Source organism: Acidovorax sp. CF316, from assembly GCF_000276605.1.
In the GTDB taxonomy this organism is placed as follows: domain Bacteria; phylum Pseudomonadota; class Gammaproteobacteria; order Burkholderiales; family Burkholderiaceae_C; genus Acidovorax.
The window spans coordinates 1-19,192 of the sequence record NZ_AKJX01000207.1 but is presented as its reverse complement, the minus strand read 5'-3'; the positions used below and the strand labels follow the sequence as shown (position 1 = coordinate 19,192).

19 protein-coding genes are annotated in these 19,192 nt (G+C 68.2%); 8 read left to right on the top strand and 11 right to left on the bottom strand.

Going from position 1 to position 19,192, the window contains the following annotated elements; genetic code table 11:
• The first annotated feature begins 12 nt into the window (after window positions 1-12).
• A complete protein-coding gene (locus PMI14_RS25220; RefSeq protein ID WP_007858717.1) occupies window positions 13-534 on the top strand; it encodes an SH3 domain-containing protein in 522 nt (173 codons plus the stop codon).
• Window positions 531-1,460 carry a M48 family metalloprotease gene (locus tag PMI14_RS25215; RefSeq protein WP_007858716.1) on the top strand — a complete coding sequence of 310 codons (930 nt, stop codon included), beginning with the start codon at window positions 531-533 and terminating at the stop codon, window positions 1,458-1,460. The genes PMI14_RS25220 and PMI14_RS25215 overlap by 4 nt, the downstream gene beginning before the upstream one ends.
• A 94-nt stretch (window positions 1,461-1,554) precedes the next feature.
• Here PMI14_RS25215 and PMI14_RS25210 read toward each other — a convergent pair whose 3' ends face one another.
• Window positions 1,555-1,839 carry a DUF6150 family protein gene (locus PMI14_RS25210; RefSeq protein WP_007858715.1) on the bottom strand — a complete coding sequence of 95 codons (285 nt, stop codon included), beginning with the start codon at window positions 1,837-1,839 and terminating at the stop codon, window positions 1,555-1,557.
• 170 nt (window positions 1,840-2,009) lie between these two features.
• Window positions 2,010-2,627, bottom strand: a complete 618-nt coding sequence (locus PMI14_RS25205; protein WP_007858714.1) for a hypothetical protein — start codon at window positions 2,625-2,627, stop codon at window positions 2,010-2,012.
• A gap of 161 nt (window positions 2,628-2,788) precedes the next feature.
• Here PMI14_RS25205 and PMI14_RS25200 point away from each other — a divergent pair, with 161 nt between their 5' ends.
• Window positions 2,789-4,159: a sorbosone dehydrogenase family protein gene (locus PMI14_RS25200; protein WP_007858712.1), complete on the top strand. Its 1,371-nt coding sequence runs from the start codon at window positions 2,789-2,791 to the stop codon at window positions 4,157-4,159.
• A gap of 45 nt (window positions 4,160-4,204) precedes the next feature.
• Here the strand turns inward: PMI14_RS25200 and PMI14_RS25195 are convergent, their stop codons facing one another.
• The 3 genes from PMI14_RS25195 to PMI14_RS25185 form a co-directional block, all read right to left on the bottom strand.
• Window positions 4,205-5,245, bottom strand: coding sequence for a phytanoyl-CoA dioxygenase family protein (locus tag PMI14_RS25195; RefSeq protein WP_007858711.1), 1,041 nt, complete (start codon window positions 5,243-5,245; stop codon window positions 4,205-4,207).
• An 83-nt stretch (window positions 5,246-5,328) separates the two neighbouring features.
• Entirely contained in the window at window positions 5,329-6,312 is a 984-nt protein-coding gene (locus PMI14_RS25190; RefSeq protein WP_007858710.1) for a tripartite tricarboxylate transporter substrate-binding protein, read from the bottom strand.
• A gap of 39 nt (window positions 6,313-6,351) precedes the next feature.
• Window positions 6,352-7,020 (bottom strand): DJ-1/PfpI family protein, encoded by a 669-nt coding sequence (locus tag PMI14_RS25185; RefSeq protein WP_007858709.1) that lies wholly within the window; start codon window positions 7,018-7,020, stop codon window positions 6,352-6,354.
• Between the two features lie 105 nt (window positions 7,021-7,125).
• On the opposite strand from PMI14_RS25185, the gene PMI14_RS25180 reads away from it, so the two are divergent.
• On the top strand, window positions 7,126-8,136 hold the full coding sequence (locus PMI14_RS25180; protein ID WP_007858708.1) for a GlxA family transcriptional regulator: 1,011 nt from the start codon (window positions 7,126-7,128) through the stop codon (window positions 8,134-8,136).
• Window positions 8,137-8,235: 99 nt separating this feature from the next.
• On the opposite strand, the gene PMI14_RS25175 is transcribed toward PMI14_RS25180, so the two are convergent.
• The 3 genes from PMI14_RS25175 to PMI14_RS25165 all read right to left on the bottom strand — a co-directional run bounded on the left by PMI14_RS25175 (window position 8,236) and on the right by PMI14_RS25165 (window position 10,629).
• On the bottom strand, window positions 8,236-8,439 hold the full coding sequence (locus tag PMI14_RS25175) for a YjfB family protein (protein WP_007858707.1): 204 nt from the start codon (window positions 8,437-8,439) through the stop codon (window positions 8,236-8,238).
• 93 nt (window positions 8,440-8,532) lie between these two features.
• Window positions 8,533-9,948, bottom strand: a complete 1,416-nt coding sequence (locus tag PMI14_RS25170) for a dihydrolipoyl dehydrogenase (RefSeq protein ID WP_007858706.1) — start codon at window positions 9,946-9,948, stop codon at window positions 8,533-8,535.
• 90 nt (window positions 9,949-10,038) lie between these two features.
• Window positions 10,039-10,629 carry a YigZ family protein gene (locus PMI14_RS25165; RefSeq protein WP_007858699.1) on the bottom strand — a complete coding sequence of 197 codons (591 nt, stop codon included), beginning with the start codon at window positions 10,627-10,629 and terminating at the stop codon, window positions 10,039-10,041.
• A 243-nt stretch (window positions 10,630-10,872) separates the two neighbouring features.
• Here PMI14_RS25165 and PMI14_RS25160 point away from each other — a divergent pair, with 243 nt between their 5' ends.
• Window positions 10,873-11,079: a hypothetical protein gene (locus PMI14_RS25160; protein WP_007858684.1), complete on the top strand. Its 207-nt coding sequence runs from the start codon at window positions 10,873-10,875 to the stop codon at window positions 11,077-11,079.
• 36 nt (window positions 11,080-11,115) lie between these two features.
• Here the strand turns inward: PMI14_RS25160 and PMI14_RS25155 are convergent, their stop codons facing one another.
• Together PMI14_RS25155 and PMI14_RS25150 are read right to left on the bottom strand one after the other, a co-directional pair.
• On the bottom strand, window positions 11,116-11,673 hold the full coding sequence (locus PMI14_RS25155) for a GNAT family N-acetyltransferase (protein ID WP_108016433.1): 558 nt from the start codon (window positions 11,671-11,673) through the stop codon (window positions 11,116-11,118).
• Between the two features lie 259 nt (window positions 11,674-11,932).
• Entirely contained in the window at window positions 11,933-12,877 is a 945-nt protein-coding gene (locus PMI14_RS25150) for a bifunctional helix-turn-helix transcriptional regulator/GNAT family N-acetyltransferase (protein WP_007858680.1), read from the bottom strand.
• Window positions 12,878-13,049: 172 nt separating this feature from the next.
• Here PMI14_RS25150 and PMI14_RS25145 point away from each other — a divergent pair, with 172 nt between their 5' ends.
• From PMI14_RS25145 to PMI14_RS25135, 3 genes are all read left to right on the top strand, one after another.
• A complete protein-coding gene (locus PMI14_RS25145) occupies window positions 13,050-15,437 on the top strand; it encodes a YgiQ family radical SAM protein (RefSeq protein ID WP_007858679.1) in 2,388 nt (795 codons plus the stop codon).
• A gap of 24 nt (window positions 15,438-15,461) precedes the next feature.
• Window positions 15,462-16,232 (top strand): helix-turn-helix transcriptional regulator, encoded by a 771-nt coding sequence (locus PMI14_RS33735; protein ID WP_007858673.1) that lies wholly within the window; start codon window positions 15,462-15,464, stop codon window positions 16,230-16,232.
• A 63-nt stretch (window positions 16,233-16,295) separates the two neighbouring features.
• Window positions 16,296-17,255, top strand: a complete 960-nt coding sequence (locus PMI14_RS25135; RefSeq protein ID WP_007858671.1) for a DMT family transporter — start codon at window positions 16,296-16,298, stop codon at window positions 17,253-17,255.
• Here the strand turns inward: PMI14_RS25135 and PMI14_RS25130 are convergent.
• Window positions 17,204-19,192 (bottom strand): EAL domain-containing protein (locus PMI14_RS25130; protein ID WP_007858669.1); only part of this gene is annotated, 1,989 nt, incomplete at its 5' end. The two genes, PMI14_RS25135 and PMI14_RS25130, sit on opposite strands and share 52 nt — an antisense overlap.

The following is a 19,192-nucleotide window of genomic DNA, read 5'->3' as shown; positions in this document are numbered from 1 at the left end:
AGGAGAAGGAAAGTGAACACATCATTCGTGGGCCTGTTGAAGGGCCTGCTCATTGCGCTGCTGCTGGGGTTGGGCCTCGGCGCGCATGCCCAACAGCTGGAAGTCACCGTGGCCACCGAGCTGCGCGCGACGCCGGCGCTGGACGGCAAGGTCCTGGTCAAGCTGGCCAAGGGCAACAAGCTCGAACAGACCTCGGCACAGGAGGGCTGGGTCAAGGTCAAGTTCGGCCGCACCGAAGGCTGGGTGCGCGTGACCCATGTGAAATCCCTGGAAGCTACGGCCCCCGCCGCGTCCGCCCCCGCCAGCTCGGGCACCAACCTGGCGAGCATGTTCTCGGCTCCCAGCCGCGGTGCAACGGCAACCACCGGAACCCGAGGCCTCACCGAAGAACAGCTGGCCAATGCCCAACCTGCACCGGCTGAAATGGCCCAGTTGGAGAAGTACGCCATCAACATGGGCCAGGCCGAAGCCTTTGCGCGCAGTGGCAAGGTTGTGGCACAGAAGATTGACGCCTACACCGGAGCAGAAAAATGAAGATCCAACGCTTGAAGGCCGCCGCGCTGGCGCTGGCCACGGTCGTGCTGCTGACCGGTTGTGAAACCATGCCCCAGGCTGGCGGCTCTGGTGGCCTGAATGTTCTTTCGTCCGCGCTGGGCGGTGGCTCCGGCGGTGGTTCGCGTGCGGGCGGCGTGCTGGATGTCATCCAGGGCGCGTCGGCCGCGTTCAAGGACTACACCGCAGAAGAGCAACGTGCACTGGGCAATGACTTCTCGTCCGTGCTGCTGGGCGCACGCCCCCTGCTGCGCAATGAGGCCGTGCAGCGCTATGTGAACCAGGTCGGCTGGTGGGTGGCGGCGCAGGCAGAGAAACCCAAGGACAAGGACGGCAAGGAGATCCAGTTCGCCTGGCGCTTTGGCGTGATCGATTCCGACGCCGTGAATGCCTATGCCACGCCTGGTGGCTTCGTGTTCGTGACCGTCGGCCTGATGCGCCAGCTCAAGTCCGAATCGGAATTGGCAGGCGTGCTGGGCCACGAGATCGCCCACGTGACGCGCGGCCACTACCTGGCTGCGCTCAAGAAGGGCGGTTTTGCCCAGGCGGTGGGTGGCGTGGTGCAGGCCCGCTCTGGCAATGCCATGGTGAGTTCCGCCATGGTGAATTTTGCCAAGAACCTGTATTCCAAGGGCTTGGACCAGGGTGACGAGTTCGACGCTGACCGCCAGGGCGTGCTGTATGCCGCCCGTGCTGGCTATGCACCCGTCGGCCTGCCCACGGTGCTGAACATGTATGCGACCGGCTCCAGTGCCGACCAGAACTTCACGCTGCTGTTCAAGACCCACCCCGCGCCCAAGGACCGTCTGGAGAAGCTGCAACCCTTCATGAGCAGCAAGTTCTCGACCGTGGCATCGAACGTGAGCAACGAAGCACGCTACGACGCCATCAAACGCCAACTGCGTTGATTCCTCGCAGGGGCGGCCAGCCGGTCGCCAATGGCAAAAACCCCTGCCGGGCAATGCGTGGCAGGGGTTTTTCTTTTGGCGCGGGCAATGGTGCTCAGCCCATCTTGCCTACAAACTTGTGCGCCGCATTGCGCCAGCCCGCCTGCTCAGGGTACTTGACCTGGAAGGCCTTGATGTCGGCCTGGCCCTCGTACTTCACCTTGAAGATCTTGAAGCTGGCCTGGCTCTCGTAGTCGACGAAGAGCCACTTGGCATCGCCCTGGGCCTGCTGTTCGTAGGGCGTTTCGTACCAGCACAGATCGGCCTGGCTTTCGTAGGCCACTTCGCAAACGGTTGCATCGGCCTGGTTTTCGTACTTGGTGACCAGAATCTTCGCCATGGAGGTTCCTCTGTGCAGGCTGTGGTATGGCAGCTTAAAAGTCACGGGAGCGAGAGCGCTCCGTCCACCAAAGATTATCCAAAAAACCGTGAAATATTCCACGGACCTGCCGTGCGTCACATCTGGATACTTTGTGGCCGTTTTTTGTCTTTTTTTGCGCCGCCCCGCACCTATTCGACCTGCGCCGTCTCCACATAGATCAGCTCGCACGAGTTGGCGCCGGAATCGCCGCGGGTGAGCGAACTGGTCCAGCGCCAGCCGCCCGGGTACGTGACTTCCACCAGCTGGCCGGTGATGCGGATGAAGCTGCCCTTGCGCGCTTTCTTGAGCGCCCGCTCCACGGCCGCGTTGGCAGGGATCAGGTGCATGTTGGCCGAGGATTCGATGATCTCCTGCAGCGGAATCGGTGGCTGGTTGGACCAGGAGTAGCGGTACCAGCGCCCGCCCTGCGTGATGTTAAGGGGCTCGTAGACGGCGGGCTCGGCCATGCGCCGCCAGCCCAGGGCCAGGTCCACGGGGGAGAGATCGGCTTCGCGGCCAAAGGAGTACTCCTCGCGCCCCAGCACCCGCGCCCGGATGGCGAATTGGGCGAGCGGCCTGACCTGGTATCCCTGCAGCGCAAAGGGGGCGGCGCTGGTGGCGGTCTGCTGCGGCACCTCGGCAAACACCTGCTGCGTGGCCGACTGGCCCTGCAGCTTCCTGTCCACCCGGCCCACGCGCAGCTTCTCGACGGCGAAAAAGCCGATGAACAGGATGATCGCCAGCAGGACAACGGTCTTGAGTCTCATGGAAGCTTCTTGCGGCAGCGCAAAGCAAAGGGGGCTGGGCGCTGGGGGTGGCGGAAATAAATGTAACGCGGGGCTGCGCATTTTGCGCGATCGGCTGACAGGGCGTGCCTGCCTGCCCCTTCACACTGCACCATCCCCCTGCCACCAGAAAGCCCACCGCCATGCCATCTCTCTTTTCCCCGACATCGCGCTCTTGGCCGGTTGTGCTCACAGGCACGGTGCTGGCAGCCAGTCTGGCCGCTTGCGGTGACACCGCCATCCTCTCGCCCGAGCAGGGCATGGGCAAGTCACCCACTTTGCCGGCGCCCCACCAATCGCTGATCCCCACACTGCACATCGCCCCAGCCAAAGGCTGGCCCGAGGGCGCCATGCCTAGCGCCAGCCTGCCGGGCCTGTCGGTCACCCCGCTGGCCACCGGGCTGGACCACCCGCGCTGGGTGCTGGTGCTGCCCAATGGCGACGTGCTGGTGGCCGAAAGCCAGGCGCCGCCCAAGGGCGAGGGCGCCCCTTCGGGCGGGGTGTTCGGCGCCGTCCGGGGCTGGGTCATGAAGACCGTGATGGGCAAGGCCGGCTCGGGAAAGCGCCCCTCGGCCAACCGCATCACGCTGCTGCGCGACGCCGATGGCGACGGCAAGGCCGAAACCAGGAACGTATTCCTGCAAGACCTGAACTCGCCGTTCGGCATGGTCCTGGTGGGCAAGGAACTCTATGTGGCGAATGCCGATGCGGTCGTGCGCTTTCCCTACGAACCCGGCCAGACCCGCATCACGGCGGCGGGCACCAAGCTGGTGGACCTGCCCGGCGGCCCCATCAACCACCACTGGACCAAGAACCTCATCGCCAGCGCCGACGGCAGCAAGCTCTACGTCACCGTGGGTTCCAACAGCAACGTCGGCGAGAACGGCATGCAGGCCGAAGAGGGCCGTGCCGCCATCTGGGAGGTGGACCGGGCCAGCGGCTCCCACCGCATCTTTGCCAGTGGCCTGCGCAACCCCAATGGCCTGGGTTGGGCGCCGGGCAGCGGCGCGCTATGGACGGTGGTCAACGAACGCGACGAGATCGGCAGCGACCTGGTGCCCGACTACCTCACCTCGGTGAAGGACGGCGCCTTCTACGGCTGGCCCTACAGCTACTACGGCCAGCATGTGGACGAACGCGTGAAGCCGCCGCGGCCCGACCTGGTGGCCAAGGCGGTGGCACCCGACTATGCCCTGGGCTCGCACGTCGCGCCGCTGGGCCTGGCGTTCGCGCAAGGGCCGGCCCTGGCGCCCCAACTGGCCAGTGGCGCCTTCGTGGGCGAGCATGGCTCCTGGAACCGCAAGCCGCGCAGTGGCTACAAGGTGGTGTTCGTGCCCTTTGCTGACGGCCAGCCTGCGGGCCTGCCCATCGACGTGCTTGCGGGCTTTGTCAGCCCGGACGGCGATGCCTATGGCCGGCCGGTGGGTGTAGCCATGGATGCGCGCGGCGGCCTGCTGGTGGCCGATGACGTGGGCAATGCCGTCTGGCGCGTGGGTGCTGTGCCGTCGAAGTAAGGCAACCGGCAACCCTGGCCGGGAGGGGCGGCCCTTGCCGGATGGTCACACCCAGTCGTCGCTGGCCGGTACCTCTGCCGGGAACATGTTGATGTACTGCACCAAGCGGGGTTGGGTGGCCCGATTCGGGCTGGGCCCGTGGGGCAGGGCCTGGTGCCAGATCACCAGATCGCCCGCTCCCGCACCGATGGGGCGGGCGCCAAGGGCGTTGAAGTCCTGGCGGCGCGGGTCGGCACCCGGCGGCAGGCTGGCCAGCCACGGACCCACCCGGCGGTGGAAGCCGGGCACCACGGTCAGGCCGCCCTGTTCCGGCAATGTGTCCGTGAGGTAGAGGATGCCCTGCGTGCAGAACGGTATCGGCTGCGCCAGGCTCACGTCCCAATGCATGCCCTGGGCGCTGTAGGTATGGCCTGGGCGCTCGGGCGGATTGAAGCCGCAGCGGTCCGTGCTGCGCCACAGGTCGGCTGTGCCCCACAGCTGGGCAAAGGCCTTGTGGATGCGCGGCGAACGGCGGTTCTTCTCGAAGGCCGGGTGCTGGAACAGCTGCACCATGACATTGCGCGGGGCGTTCGGGTACCAGGAGTCCACGTCGCCCGGGGTGGCGCCGACGGCATCCCACACCACCTGTGCGGCAGCCGCGCTGTCGTCGGCTGGCACGGCCTGCCGCAGCACCACATAGCCATGCTCTTCCCAATGGGCCAGGTCGGCCGCGCCGAGCACGGGCGGCATGGCGTCGATCCGGCCATGCAGGTCCAGGATGGCGTCGGGTTGCGGGCCCCCATCGACCAATGCCTGGATGCGCGCCACGGTGGCGGCATCGGGGGCTCCCGCGGTGCGCACGATCCAGTCTTCGAAACCGGCGAAATCCGGTGCTTCGCGCAGCACGTGCTGCATGGCCTGCTCCAGCCCCAGGCCCATGGCGGCCAGAACGACCTGGGTGCGGTGCGCCTCCTGCATGCCTGTTCCCGCCTTGCCCTGGCGCGCCGCCATGAGGCTGGACCAGCAGCGCTTGAGGTAGGGCACCTGCAGGATGCCACGGTCATGGGCGGAGCAAAGGGGATCGGTGGAATGGGGTGCTGAGGACATGCAAGGCTCAAAGGCGGGTGGTGGTGCGGGCACTCCTTTGTAGCAGCCTGCGCATGTCCGGCCAAGCAATGCACCCAGACCGCTTACTGGGGCACGAACCCGCTTTGCGCGACCAGCGCCCCCAGGGCTTTGGACACCTGCGCCAGGCGCTGGGCCTGCTCGGCGGGTGTGCCTGCGGCCGGCGTCATGGCGCTGGCCTGCAGCTTGGCCACCACCTCGGGCAGGGCCAGCACCTGGTTCAAAGCCGTGTTGTAGCGCGCCACGGTCGCATCCTGGAGCCCGGCGGGGGCGTACAGGCCCAAGAAGTCGCTGGTTGCATCCAGGCTCGCAAGGCCCGCCTGTGCGAAGGAGGGCACGCCGGGCAGCAAGGGGGTGGCGCGGCTGACCGCCAGAATGCGCAGCTTGCCCGCCTTCTGGTGCTGCAGGAAGTCCGAGATGCCTGACACACCTGCCGAAATCTGCCCTGCCAGCAGGTCGGTCACCATGGGCGTGGCGCCGCGATAGGCCACGGGCACGATGTCGGCCTTGAGGTGGCGCGCCACTTCGCCAGCGATGAACTCCGGCGCGGACGCCGGCGCCGGCACGCCGATGCTGGCGTCGCTGCGGCGGCTGGCGAACCAGGTGCCCAGTTCCGCCAGATTGCTCGCCCCGGTCTTGGGGTGCACGGCCAGCGCCAGTTCGAAGTTGGCCACTGCGCCCAGGGGCCGGAAGTCGGTGGCGGGCGCAAATCCCGGCGCCTTCATGGTCAGCGGCACCATGGCCACCGTGTGCGTGTTGCTCAGGAAGACCACCGACCCGTCCGCAGGCGCCGCCTTGAGCGCCTGGGCCGCAATCTGGCCACCCGCGCCGGGCTTGTTGTCCACCAGCACGGGCTGGCCCAGCTGCACGGCCAGCTTTTCGGCCACGATGCGTGCCGCCGTATCGGCCGGGCCACCGGGTGGGTAGCCCACCAGCATGCGGATGGGGCCGCTGTAGGTTTGCGCGGCGGCCGACAGGGGCAGTGCCAGTAGCGCCACCTGCAGGCAGCGGCGGCGGGACAGGGCGAGGGGGGCATCAGGGTGGAGCATGGCGTTGTTTCTCTCTCTGGCAAGGGGCGTTGTGTCGGATCAGGCGGCCTGGCGCTTGGTGAGCAAGGCGCGGCGCCGTTCCACGATGGGGTGCAAGCGGGCCCGGGCGGCTTGCACCAGGGGCGCGGGCGCCTTGTGCGGCGATCCGGTGTCGAAAGGCGGCTTGGGGTCGTACTCGGCAAACAGCTGGATGCCCTGGGCCACGTCGGCGCTGCTGGCCAGTGCAATGGCCTGCAGCGCGCAGTCGATGCCCGAGGTCATGCCGGCACCGGTGATGCGGTTGCGGTCTACCACCACGCGCTCGTCCACCGGTGTGGCGCCCACCAGGGAGAGCAGGGCGTGCGATCCCCAGTGGCAGGTGGCGCGGTAGCCCTGCAGCAGGCCGGCGGCACCCAGCACCAGCGGGCCGGTGCAGATGCCCACGATCCACTGCGCGCCCGCAGCCTGCTGCGCCAGGAAGGCCAGGGTTTCCTCGTCGCTGAGCAGGGCCTCGATGCCTGGCCCGCCGGGTACCACCAGCATGTCGAGTGGGCCGCAGCTGTCAAAGGATGCCGTGGGGCGGAATTCCCAGCCCAGCTCCGTACGGATCGGGTCGGTGTGCTTCCACACCAGGTGCAATTGCGCGCCGGGTATGCGCACCAGCAGGTCGGCGGGCGCGACGTAGTCGATGGCGGTGATGTCCGGGAATACAAGCATGCCGATGTTCATGGTGTTGGCTTTCGTTGGTGTCGAGATGGCTCCACTGTAGGATCGGGTGGTTTGTCCGTCAGGACACAAGTACCACGATTTCTGCCAACCCGGATCGCGACTTCCATGGACAAACCCCTGCACCAGGTCTGGTTCCTTGTGTTCGACCAGTTCCAGCTGCTCGATGTGAGCGGGCCGCTGCAGGTGTTCGCCACGGCCAACGACGAGCTTCGGCTGGCGGGCCGGCCGGCGCTGTACGAGACGGGCGTCTACGGGCTCGAGGGTGGCGCGACCCGCAGCTCCAGCGGGGTCGAGGTGCTTGCGCGGCCCTTGCCGAAACGGCTGTCCCGAGCCGTGCAGACCCTGGTGGTGCCCGGGGGGCCCGGGGTGTTCCGGCCGGCGGCACCGTCGTGCGAAGCCGCCGACATGCCTGCGGCAGCCGCCCTGGCGCGGTGGATCCGGCTGGCGTCACCGCGTATCGAGCGGCTGGCGTCGGTGTGCACGGGCGCCTTCGTGCTGGCGCACACCGGCGTGCTCGATGGCGCCGGTGCGGTGACCCACTGGGCCGCCTGCGAGCACCTGTCGTCCCGATTTCCCGCCGTTGCGGTGCAGCCCGATGCCATTTATTTCCGCCAGGGGCGGGTGTGGACCTCGGCCGGGGTCACAGCCGGCATCGACATGGCGCTGGGCATGGTCGAGGCCGACGTGGGCCGCGACATCGTGATGGCCGTGGCCAAGAAACTGGTGGTGTTCTACAAGCGCCCGGGCGGGCAGTCGCAGTTCAGCAGCGCGCTGCTGGAGCAGACCGCAGGCGACGAGCGCATCTCACGGCTGCATGCCTGGATTGCCGAGCACCTGCGCTCCGACCTCAACGTGGCACGCATGGCCGACCAGATGGGCATGACCCTGCGCACCTTTGCGCGTTTTTACACCGCCCAGACCGGCACCACGCCGGCCCATGCGGTGGAGCGCATCCGCCTGGAGAAGGCCTGCCGCCTGATTGAAGCCCACCGGCACAGCAACAAGGCCATTGCCGTGCAGTGCGGCTTCAATTCGGAGGAAGTGATGCGGCGCATGTTCATGCGCCACCTGAATGTCTCGCCCAAGGGCTACCGCGAAAGGTTTGCGGCAGCGTGACGGCCCAGGTGACGCAGGCCAAAAAAATGCCGCCTCTAGGGGCGGCTTTTGAGGGGCTTACCTTGGAGAAAAGGGGAAGATTCCAGTCCGGCGGAGGGATCAGGCGAAGGTATTGAGCTGGGTGCCCAGCGTGCCCGAGGTGGCCAGTGGCGGTTGGGGCAGGGCCTGCAGCAGCGTGGCGGCGGAGTTGGCCTGGATGTCCAGCGCCTTCTTGAGCACCCGAATATTCAGGGCATCTGAATTTTCGCGGCTGGCCAGTGCCGTGGCGGTGCTGACGATGCTGTTGCTGAGTGCGACATCCATGGGGGTTCTCCGTTGCTTGCCGGATTTATCGACATTCTGCTCCCGAAATGCAGCGCGTTTGCGAACTGTTACATCCTGGGGCGGCAGCTCCTGTCATTCCAGCGCGGGTACGCCCAGGGGTTTGCAGGCGGCCAGGTCTGATTCGCTGATCTCGGGCAGGTGCCGGGCCGCATTGCGCAGGGCGGTGCGCAGGCCTTCCTCCAGCACCGGGTGGTAGATGGGCATGCCCAGCAATTGGTGCACCGTGAGCTTTTGCTGAATGGCCAGGGCCAGCAGGTGTGCCAGGTGCTCGCCATCGGGGGCACACATCTCGGCCCCCAGCAGCCGGGCATTGCCCTTGTCGGCATACACGCACAGGCGCCCCTGGTTGCGCAGGGCGGCGCGGGCCCGGCCGTGGTGGTCGAAGTCCACGGCGCCCACCACGGTGTGGGCTGGGTCGAGTTTGTCGAACGGCGTGCCCACGACTGCGATGTTGGGGTCCGAGAACACGATGGACAGCGGGGTGCGGCGCACGAAGCGCGTGGGCTCGGCTGCCAGCGCGTTCATGCCGGCGATGTGGCCTTCGTCCGCGCCCTCGTGCAGCAGCGCCGCATCGTCGTTGGCATCGCCCGCCAGGAACACGCGCAGCTGGCCGATCTGCTGGGTCTGCCGGTCCACCCGGGGCCTGCCGCGTTCATCCAGCGGTTCGCCCAGGGTCTCCAGCCCCAGGTGCTCGATGTTGGGCGTGCGGCCCATGGCGGCGATCACCTGGTCCACCACCACGCGGTTGGCGCCGCTGCTGACCTCGATGCCGCCGGGTACTTCGCGCAACTCGGCCTTGGCATGGGTGTGCAGCACCATTTCCTTTTTCAGCAGTGCCGCCAGTTCAGCGTTCAGGGTCGGGTCGCTCAGGCCACCCAGGGCATGGCCGGTGGTGAAGGCTGCCACCTCCAGTCCCAGGCGCGCCAGGGCCTGCGACAGCTCGACGCCGATGGCGCCCATGCCGATCACGGCGACGCGCGGCCCCAGGGTGGGCTGCTCGAACAGGGTGTCGGTGGTCAGGATGCGGTCACCAAAGGCCAGCCATTCCTCGGGCACCACGGGTCTGGAGCCGGTGGCGAGGATGATGCTGTCGGCGTGGTAGTGGATGCCGGCCACATCCACCGTGTGGGCGTCCAGCAGCACGGCGCGGCCCGAGAGCCTGGCGCCGCCCAGGTCGTCCGTGGCCCTCATGGCGCCGGCCACGAAGTCGTCGCGCAGCGCTCGCACGCGCTGCAGCACGGCAGGGATGTCGGCCCGCAGGTCGGCGCCGCCCCGGATGCCGAACTCCTCGAACGCATGGCGCCGGTGGAAGGCGTTGGCCGCCTCGATCAAGGTCTTGGAGGGCATGCAGCCCACGCGCGCGCAGGTGGTGCCCCAGGGCCCGTCATTGACGATCAGGTAGCGCTCGGTGTGTTTGCGCACCTCGCGCAGGGCGGCCAGGCCGGCCGTGCCTGCGCCGATGATGATGGTGTCGAACGGCTGGCCCATGTCTCGCGTCTCCCGGGGTTGCGTTGAGGCCTAGTGTGCAGGGCATGGGCCCGCGCGCATGTAGGCGGGTTGCCCAACCATGTCCGGCGTTCAGGCTGGGTCCATCCAGCCCACGCGCCCCTGGCCCTGGTCGTTGATGCGCTGAACGAAAGCTTCGGCCTGGGCCTGGGGCAGCCGCAGTTGCAGGGTGACCAGGGTGCCGTGCTGCACATCGACCAGTTCGGCGCCTGCGGCCTCGATCTCCCGGCGCAGCAGGCCTTCCAGCGCGTACGGCACCATGCATTGCCGTGTGGCCATGCGCTGCAGGACGATCTTGGGGGCCGTGAGCAAGGCCTGGGCGATGGTGTCGGTGTAGGCGCGCACCAGCCCGCCCGCGCCCAGCTTCACCCCGCCGAAGTAGCGCACCACGGTGGCCTGCACCCCCTCCAGGTCCTGGTGGCGCAGTACGTCGAGCATGGGCCGGCCGGCGGTGCCGCCCGGCTCGCCGTCGTCCACCGCGGCCGATTGGCCGCCCGCCAGCAAGGCCCAGCAGACATGCGCAGCGCCCGGGTGCTGCTTGCGCAGCGCGTCCACCACCGCTTGCGCACTGGCGCGATCGGCCATGGGCTGCACGCAGCCGATGAAGCGGCTTTTCTTGATGACGAGCTCGCTGTGGGCGGGGGCTGCAAGGGTCTGTGGCATGGGGCGCCGAGCTTATCAGCGTCGCCCGCTCGCCAGGTTGTGGCGCAAATGCACCACCCGTGGCCCCACGCGGGTGGCAGTTATGTGACGCCTGTCACAGCCGCGCGCCCGCTGATCGGGCTTGGGCCTGTAAGTGTGCGTTCTGTCACAAGCGCAGACGCGGTGCGTTCCTACACTTGACCCCATAGCCGATAACTATTCTCGGCAGACAACAAGCAAACGACTCGCACCCAAGGACCCGCCATGTTCGCACTGCCATTGACCGCCTCCCTCCCCAGCACGCTGGCCAGCCATGTGTTCGGCCGCTTCGCCGCCTCGTCGGCAGCATCGTCCATGCCCCGCATGGCCATGCCATCGCCCAGCGTGGCCACCAGCGCCGCGGCGACGGATTTCGAAGAGGAAGAAGAGTTCGACCTGGCCCAGCGCGTGCGCGAAGTGGGCGAGTGGTAAAAACTATCGGCGCCTGGCGCTCGGCGTAGCCGTGCCTCAGGCGTCCACGGGGCGTGCCATGAGCACGCTGGTGTAGTTGGTGAGCGGCCTCCAGTCGCACGCGCCGACCACCCGGTAGCCCCAGGATTCGTACATCGCAATCAACGCATGGGCCGGTTCGGCCGTGTCCAGTGCCAGGGTGGCGGCCCCGGCACTGCGCGCCCTGGTCAGCAGTTCCCCGTGCAGCAGTTTCCCCAGGCCCAGGCCCTTGAACCGGGGCGCCACGCAGAACTGCGTGATCGACCACACCGTGCTGTCGCGGTACAGCGCCACCTTGGACTCGGGTTGCGGGGCGCGCAAGGTCGCCGTGGCCGCATGGTCACCTTCGATTTCCATGACCAGTGCCAGGCCCGAGGCCAGGCGTTTGGCCGTGTCCTCCACCGTCTGGTGGGTGGCCCAGTAGCGCAGGCCCTTGGCGGCGTGCGGGGCGTAGGCCGCATGGATCAGCGCGGTCAGCCGCTCCAGGTCATCGTGCGGGGTGAGCAGGCGCAGGGTGGGTTCTGAAGGCGGGCTGGTGGTCACGGCATCGGTCCGGGCGGGGGTAGGGCGTGTCATCATTCATTTCGCCCCCGCGCTGGCCCCGGCATGAGGATGGATGCGCGAAGCGCGGCGCAGCCAATAGCGGGCTATTGGCAAGCCGTGCGACAAAGCAGACGCCGCATGCCGGGGCCAGCCCCAAGGGAAAGCCTGCGGCGCGGCACATTGCGGTGTTGCCCTTCGCTTGTGTAGCCGTGCTACACGGCACTCAGGGCGCCTTGCACTGCACCGCGCTGCAGGCTTTCGCGGGGGCGAAATGAATGATGACATGCCCTGGTCATAGCTTGAGCGACCAGGTTTCTCCCACCAATTGTTGCCCGAAGTCCTCGTAGGGCTCCGACTTGTCGAGCACAAAACCCCGTTTGGCATAGATGGAACGTGCGGTGGTGAGACAACTGTTGGTCCACAGCACCATTTTTTTGTAACTCTTGGCACGCGCAAAGGCGATGCATTCGTCCGTCAACCGCGCTCCCAGGCCCATGCCACGGGCCTTGGGCGAGAGGATCAGCATGCGCAGTTGGGCGGTGCTGGCGGATTTGCGCACCACGAAGATGGCGCCCACGCGCTCGCCGTCGAGCTCGGCGATCCAGCATTTTTCCCATTCAGGCTGGAACTTGCGCACGAACTGCGCGGCGATATCGGCCACCAGGGCCTCGAAGCGCAGGTCCCAGCCGTATTCCCGCGCATAGATTTCGCCATGCTGCTGCACCACCCAGCCCATGTCGCCAGGCACCGGGTCGCGCAGCACGGCCACCCTGGCAGGCCCGCTGGTGGCGGCAGCGGGCTCCAGCAGCGCTTCGATGCGCTCCATGGCCTGCACCAGCTCTGCCTGGCGCGGGGCGGGCAGGGGGGCGAGCAGCGCGGCCGCTTCGTCGCGCGAGCGCTGCTGCAGCGGCGCAAAGGCAGCATGCCCGGCAGGCGTCAACGTGAGCTCGCTCTGGCGCGCATCCCTGGCGCTCGGTGCCCGGCTGATCCAGCCCGCGCCCTCGAAGCGCCGCAGGATGCGGCTCAGGTAGCCGCCATCCAGCCCCAGCTCGCGCGCCAGTTCGCTGGCCACCAGGGCGTCGCGGTGGGCCAGTTCATAGAGCACGCGCACGTCGGTCAACGACAGCTCGCTGCCCAGGTAGGGGTCGAGCACGCCGATGCGGCGCGTGAAGAAGCGGTTGAAACGGCGCACGGCCTTGACGGCACCTGCCGGGGCTTCGGCGGTCGGGGTTTTCATGATTGATTGCCTTTGTCATGCAATTGATTGACTTTGGCAAGTATATATCTGCCAGGGCATGGCCGGACAATGGGTAGGACAAACCGATGCGGGGCGACAAAACGGGCTTGCCAACGTAAAATCGCGGGTTATCCATAACGGCCTCGCCCATTCGAGGTCTCGCACCCCCCACATGAACGCCCCCGTCGACGTCTCTTTTTTCGCGCGCGCAGCCAAGCCGCTGACCAGCTATCGCCCCTACTGGGCGAAGCGCTTCGGCACGGCCAAGTTCCTGCCGATGAGCCGCGCCGAGATGGAGCAACTGGGCTGGGACAGCTGCGACATCATCCTGGTCACGGGCGATGCCTATGTGGACCACCCGAGCTTCGGCATGGCCGTGATCGGCCGCACGCTGGAGGCCCAGGGCTTTCGCGTGGGCATCATCGCCCAGCCCGACTGGCAGAGCGCCGAGCCCTTCAAGGCGCTGGGCAAGCCCAACCTGTTCTGGGGCGTGACCGCGGGCAACATGGATTCCATGATCAACCGCTACACGGCGGACCGCAAGATCCGCAGCGATGACGCCTACACCCCGGGTGACATCGGCGGCAAGCGCCCCGACCGTGCGGCCATCGTCTACAGCCAGCGCTGCCGCGAGGCGTACAAGGACGTGCCCATCATCCTGGGCGGCATCGAAGGCAGCCTGCGCCGCATCGCCCACTACGACTACTGGAGCGACAAGGTGCGCCGCTCGGTCGTGGTCGATGCCAAGTGCGACCTGCTGCTGTACGGCAATGCCGAGCGCGCTCTGGTCGAGGTGGCGCACCGCCTGGCCGCGCGCGAGCCCGTGGAGCAGATCACTGACGTGCGCGGCACGGCCTTCGTGCGCCGCTCCGACGACGAAACCGGCAAGGGCTGGTTCGAGATCGACTCCACCAGCGTGGACGAGCCGGGCCGGGTCGAGGCGCACATCAACCCCTACATGACCACCAGCGAGCAGGCCGCCGCCCAGGGCAGCACCTGTAGCAAGGAAGATGGGACCCTGGATGCCGAGGCCGGCGCAGCCGCTGCGGCCGAGCCCAACCCCGCCATCCGGCCCATGCTGTTCGTGGCCAACCCGGCGCTCAAGGCCAAGCTCAAGGTGCCGCCGCGCGACCGCAGCGTGATCCGTTTGCCGAGCTACGAGCAGGTCAAGAGCGACCCGGTGCTGTATGCCCACGCCAACCGCGTGCTGCACCTGGAGACCAACCCCGGCAATGCCCGGGCCCTGGTGCAGGCGCATGGCGAGGGCGTGACCGCGCGCGACGTGTGGATCAACCCGCCGCCCATCCCGCTGACCACGGCCGAGATGGACTACGTGTTCGACCTGACCTACGCCCGCGGCCCGCACCCGAGCTATGCCGACGAGAACGGTAGCCACGAAGGCGCGACCAAGATCCCGGCGTGGGAGATGATCCGCTTTTCGGTCAACATCATGCGCGGCTGCTTCGGCGGCTGCACCTTCTGCTCCATCACCGAGCACGAGGGCCGCATCATCCAGAGCCGCTCCGAGGATTCCATCATCCAGGAGATCGAGGACATCCGCGACAAGGTGAGCGGCTTCACCGGCACCATCTCGGACCTGGGCGGCCCCACGGCCAACATGTACCGCCTGGGCTGCAAGAGCCCCGAGATCGAGGCCGCCTGCCGCAAGCCGAGCTGCGTGTACCCGGGCATCTGCTCCAACCTGGGCACCAACCACGACCCGCTGATCAAGATCTACCGCCGCGGCCGCGCGCTCAAGGGCATCAAGAAGATCCTGATCGGCTCGGGCCTGCGCTACGACCTGGCCGTCAAGAGCCCTGAGTACGTCAAGGAGCTGGTGCAGCACCACGTGGGTGGCTACCTCAAGATCGCGCCCGAACACACCGAGCAGGGCCCGCTCACGAAGATGATGAAGCCGGGCATCGGCAGCTATGACAAGTTCAAGCAGATGTTCGAGAAGTTCAGTGAAGAGGCGGGCAAGAAGCAGTTCCTGATCCCGTACTTCATCGCCGCGCACCCGGGCACCAGTGACGAGGACATGATGAACCTCGCCATCTGGCTCAAGAAGAACGGTTTCCGCGCCGACCAGGTGCAGACCTTCTACCCGAGCCCCATGGCCACGGCCACGGCCATGTACCACAGCAACAAGAACCCGCTGCGCAAGATCACGCGCGACAGCGAGGGCGTGGACATCGTGCGCGGCGAAAAGCGCCGCCGCCTGCACAAGGCCTTCCTGCGCTACCACGACCCGAACAACTGGCCGCTGCTGCGCGACGCGCTCAAGGCCATGGGCCGCGCCGACCTGATCGGCAATGGCAAGCACCACCTGATCCCGACCTTCCAGCCGCTCACGGATGGCGGTTACCAGAGTGCGCGGCGCAAGAACTCCACGCCCGGCGGTGCCAAGGCGGCCACTCCGGCGGCGGCATCCAAGTCCTCACAGGGCGTGGCGCTCAAGTCCACGCAGCCGCAAAAGGGCCGCATGCTCACGCAGCACACCGGCCTGCCACCGCGCGTGACTGGCTCGGCCAAGCCCTCGGCCGGCCGCAAGGGCCGCTGACACGGGCGCCCAGCCCGGCCCGCAATGCCGCAGGACCGCATCCTCTACGCCGACACCGCTGCGTGGCGGGTGGAGCGGGTGGTCAAGCCCGCGGGCGTGGCCCATGCCGGCGGCGCCGTCTACCAGGTGGCTACGCCGCGCTGGGTCTTCCCGGTGTGCGGCGTGTCCGAGTTCCATCTGGAGGAGCGGCAGGTGCTGCTCGACGGGCTGACCGTCGTGGCCCTGCCCACCGGGCTGCCATACCGTATCCATGAGTGGCAGCCCGCGCCGCGCAGCCACATGGTGGTCAGCATGCAGCCGGGCGCCCCATCGGCCGGCAGCCCCGGCCATGCACTCGCCTGGATGCTGCCACCCCGGGCCCTCTGGCAACTGCGCCTGCACTGGCGCGCGCTGGCGCAGGGGCGAGAGCGGGTCGAAGAGCCCGTGCTCGGGCAGGGGGTGTTGTGCGACAGTGCCATGGCCCATGTGGCAGTGGCGCGTGCAAGGCGCTTCATGGCCACGCGCACCGCGTCTGCCGATGGCCTTCACTGGTCGCTGCACGACGTGGCCGATGCGGCGTGCTGCTCCTACTTCCACCTCGCGCGCCTGTTCCGTACCCATACCGGCCTGGGCCTGCACGCCTACCGCGAGCAACTGCGGCTGGCCGCGGCACTGCAGCGCCTGGATGAGGGCGAGGCCGACCTGGCTGCGCTGGCGCACGACCTGGGCTACAGCAGCCAGAGCCACCTGGGGGCCGCGTTCCGCCGCGCCATCGGCGTGACGCCGGCACAGGCCCGGCAGGCACTGCGCACCTGACTGCAACTGACCTGGGCAGGATTCTGATAGCCGGGCAGGGGGTGCCGCGCCGAGACTGCGGGCATGCCTGCTTTCGCCCCCTCCTTTCGCCGCCTGTGCTCCTCCATTCCATCGCCCTGGGTCGGCTGGCTGGCCGCGTTGGCTGCCGCGCTCATCGGCAGCGGCTGGCAGATCGCCTCGCGCCATGGTGTCACCACCACGCTGGGGCCGGTCGAGCTGGCCGTGCTGCGCTATGCCGTACCGGCCCTGGTGCTGGCACCGTTGTGGCTGCGGCGCAGCGGGTGGCCAGCCGGCCTGTCTCCCCAGCGCTGCGCGCTGCTGGTGTTGTGCGGTGGCCTGCCGTTCGGCCTGGTGGTGCTGGCCGGCGCGCGCTGGGCGCCGGCCGCGCACATGGGCATCTTCGTGGCGGGCAGCCTGCCGGTGTTCACCGCGCTGGGTGGCTGGCTGGTGGCCGGGGAGCGGCCTCCAACCCCGCGGCTGCTGGGTCTGGCGCTGATCGTGGCGGGCATGGCGGTCTTTGGCGCCGCCGGCTGGCGCACGGTGGAAGAGGCCTGGCGCGGCGACCTGCTGTTCCTGCTGGCGGCGCTGCTGTGGGCGGTGTACACCCTGGCGTTTCGCGGCAGTGGCCTCACGCCCTGGCAGGGCGCTGCCGTGGTGAACCTGGGCTCGGCCGTGCTGTTGCTGCCCGTGCTGCTGGTGGTGGGCGCTCCGCGCCTGCTCTCGGCACCCTGGACCGATGTGGCCTGGCAGGCGCTGGGGCAGGGCGTGGCGGCCGGGTTGCTGGGCCTGGTGGTCTACAGCGTGGCGATTGCGCGGCTGGGCGCGGCACGTGCGGCGCTGTCTGCGGCGCTGGTGCCGCTGCTCACGGCCGCGGGTGGCGCCTGGCTGTTGGGCGAGCCCGTCTCGGGCGCCTTGCTGGCCGCGGTGCTGCTGGTGGTGCCCGGCCTGGCGCTGGGCAGCGGGGCCCTGGTTCAACCCTTGCGCAGGCAATCGACCAGCGGGATGGGGCGCGAGAGCGCATAGCCCTGTGCATGGTCGACGCCGATGGCGCGCAGCGCGTCAACGATGTCCATCGACTCGGCAAACTCCGCGATGGTCTCCTTGCCCATGACATGGCCGATGTGGTTGATCATCTCCACCATGGCCCGGTTGGTCGGGTCGTCCAGCAGGTCGCGCACGAAGCTGCCGTCGATCTTGAGGTAGTCCACCGGCAGGTGCTTGAGGTAGGTGAAGGAGGACATGCCGACGCCGAAGTCATCGAGCGCGAAGCGGCAGCCCAGCTGCTGCAGGTCCTTCATGAGCCGCACCGCGCTGGGCAGGTGCGAGATGGCGCTGGTCTCGGTGATCTCGAAGCACAGCCGATGGGGATCCACGCCCGACTGCTCGATTTCGGTGTGGATGTACCTGAGCAGGCTTTCGTCGCCCAGGCTGGTGCCCGAGAGGTTGATGGCGCAGGTGTGCACGGCCGGGCCGCCGCCCGCGGCCTGGTGCTGTGCCAGGGCGCGCAGCGTGTGTCGCACCACCCAGCGGTCGATGGCGGGCATCATGCCGTAGTGCTCGGCGGCGGGGATGAAGCATCCCGGGGCGATGAGCTCCTCGGTGTTTTCGGCCAGGCGCAGCAGCACTTCCAGGTGCAGCCCCGCTCCCGTCCCCTGCAGCGCGCTGATGGTCTGCGCGTGCAGCCGGAAGCGGTCGTGCTCCAGCGCCAGGCGCAGGCGCCGCACCCAGTCCATGTCGCCTTCGCGGCGGCTCATCTCGATGTCTTCCGTCTGGTAGATGAAGACCTGGTTGCGGCCGGCCTCCTTGGCGCGGTAGCAGGCCATGTCGGCCACGCGCATGGCTTCCTGGATGGTGCTGAGCGCCGGTATCAGCTGCACCATGCCGATGCTCAGGCCGGTGCCCAGCTGCCGACCTTCCCAGAGCACGCGCAGCTCATGCCCTGCCTGGCGCAACTGCTCGGCAATGCGTGCCGAGGGGCCGGGCGGGCAGTCCCTGAGCAGGATGCCGAATTCGTCGCCGCCCAGCCGTGCCAGCGTATCGCCCTCGCGCAGGTGGCTTTGCAGCATGCGGCAGACCTCGCGCAGCATCTCGTCGCCCGCCTGGTGGCCGCAGGTGTCGTTGATGAGCTTGAACTGGTCCAGGTCCACGAAGAGCAGGGCGCCCTCGCGCCCCACCGCGCGCGGCTGGCCGAGCAGCACTTCCAGCCGGTGCTCGAACTCGCGCCGGTTCACCAGGCCGGTGAGCGCATCGTGGCTGGCCTGCCAGGACAGCTGTTCCACATAGTGCTGTTCGCGCGTCACGTCGTGCAGCACCAGCACCACCCCCTTGGGGCGGCCCAGGTGCTCGATCGGCGAGCCCATGAGCTTGATGGGGACCATGCTCTGGTCCGGGCGCACCACGGTCGGCGTGAAGCCATCGCGGTGCGTGGGGCCGCCGCGCAGCACCCGCTCCACCAACTGGTCGGCGCCCAGGGGGCCGGTGCCGTCATTGAGTTGCAGCACCTGGGCCAAAGGGTGGCCGGTAGCTTCCTGGGCCGGCAGGCCCACCAGGGCTTCGGCCGCGGGATTCAGGTACAGCACCTGGCCCTGCAGGTCGGTGGTCACGACGGCGTCGCCGATGGCGGCCAGCGTGATGCGCGCCTGTTCGCGCTCGGCATCGAGCGCCAGTTCCGCGCGCTGGCGCTGCGCCAGCAGGCTGCGGGTGTGCCAGGTGGTCAGCAGGATGAGCACGGCGGCCATGCCCGCGTTGGCCCAGAGCAGCCATTGCACGATGCGCCGGGAGCTGTGCCCGAGCGAGGCGCTGAAGGCGCGGGCCGCCGGCGTCGCACCCGCGTTGATGGCGCGGATGCTGGCCTGCCAGTCCCGGCGCGTAGCGGCGTCCACCATGCCGCTGGTATGGCCGTGCTGGATCTCCTGCGACAGCTGCAGCAGGTTGTCGATATGGCGGTCTCCGACCCGCCA

Bases quoted from the DNA above. Each gene is read 5' to 3' on its own strand.
- PMI14_RS25170 (WP_007858706.1), bottom strand. From the start codon at position 9,948: ATGGGCCAGCCGTTCGACACCATCATCATCGGCGCAGGCACGGCCGGC.
- PMI14_RS25150 (WP_007858680.1), bottom strand. From the start codon at position 12,877: ATGAAAACCCCGACCGCCGAAGCCCCGGCAGGTGCCGTCAAGGCCGTG.
- PMI14_RS25165 (WP_007858699.1), bottom strand. From the start codon at position 10,629: ATGCCACAGACCCTTGCAGCCCCCGCCCACAGCGAGCTCGTCATCAAG.
- PMI14_RS33735 (WP_007858673.1), top strand. From the start codon at position 15,462: ATGCCGCAGGACCGCATCCTCTACGCCGACACCGCTGCGTGGCGGGTG.
- PMI14_RS25185 (WP_007858709.1), bottom strand. From the start codon at position 7,020: ATGAACATCGGCATGCTTGTATTCCCGGACATCACCGCCATCGACTAC.
- PMI14_RS25200 (WP_007858712.1), top strand. From the start codon at position 2,789: ATGCCATCTCTCTTTTCCCCGACATCGCGCTCTTGGCCGGTTGTGCTC.
- PMI14_RS25190 (WP_007858710.1), bottom strand. From the start codon at position 6,312: ATGCTCCACCCTGATGCCCCCCTCGCCCTGTCCCGCCGCCGCTGCCTG.
- PMI14_RS25195 (WP_007858711.1), bottom strand. From the start codon at position 5,245: ATGTCCTCAGCACCCCATTCCACCGATCCCCTTTGCTCCGCCCATGAC.
- PMI14_RS25160 (WP_007858684.1), top strand. From the start codon at position 10,873: ATGTTCGCACTGCCATTGACCGCCTCCCTCCCCAGCACGCTGGCCAGC.
- PMI14_RS25210 (WP_007858715.1), bottom strand. From the start codon at position 1,839: ATGGCGAAGATTCTGGTCACCAAGTACGAAAACCAGGCCGATGCAACC.
- PMI14_RS25215 (WP_007858716.1), top strand. From the start codon at position 531: ATGAAGATCCAACGCTTGAAGGCCGCCGCGCTGGCGCTGGCCACGGTC.
- PMI14_RS25135 (WP_007858671.1), top strand. From the start codon at position 16,296: ATGCCTGCTTTCGCCCCCTCCTTTCGCCGCCTGTGCTCCTCCATTCCA.
- PMI14_RS25155 (WP_108016433.1), bottom strand. From the start codon at position 11,673: ATGACACGCCCTACCCCCGCCCGGACCGATGCCGTGACCACCAGCCCG.
- PMI14_RS25180 (WP_007858708.1), top strand. From the start codon at position 7,126: ATGGACAAACCCCTGCACCAGGTCTGGTTCCTTGTGTTCGACCAGTTC.
- PMI14_RS25175 (WP_007858707.1), bottom strand. From the start codon at position 8,439: ATGGATGTCGCACTCAGCAACAGCATCGTCAGCACCGCCACGGCACTG.
- PMI14_RS25145 (WP_007858679.1), top strand. From the start codon at position 13,050: ATGAACGCCCCCGTCGACGTCTCTTTTTTCGCGCGCGCAGCCAAGCCG.
- PMI14_RS25205 (WP_007858714.1), bottom strand. From the start codon at position 2,627: ATGAGACTCAAGACCGTTGTCCTGCTGGCGATCATCCTGTTCATCGGC.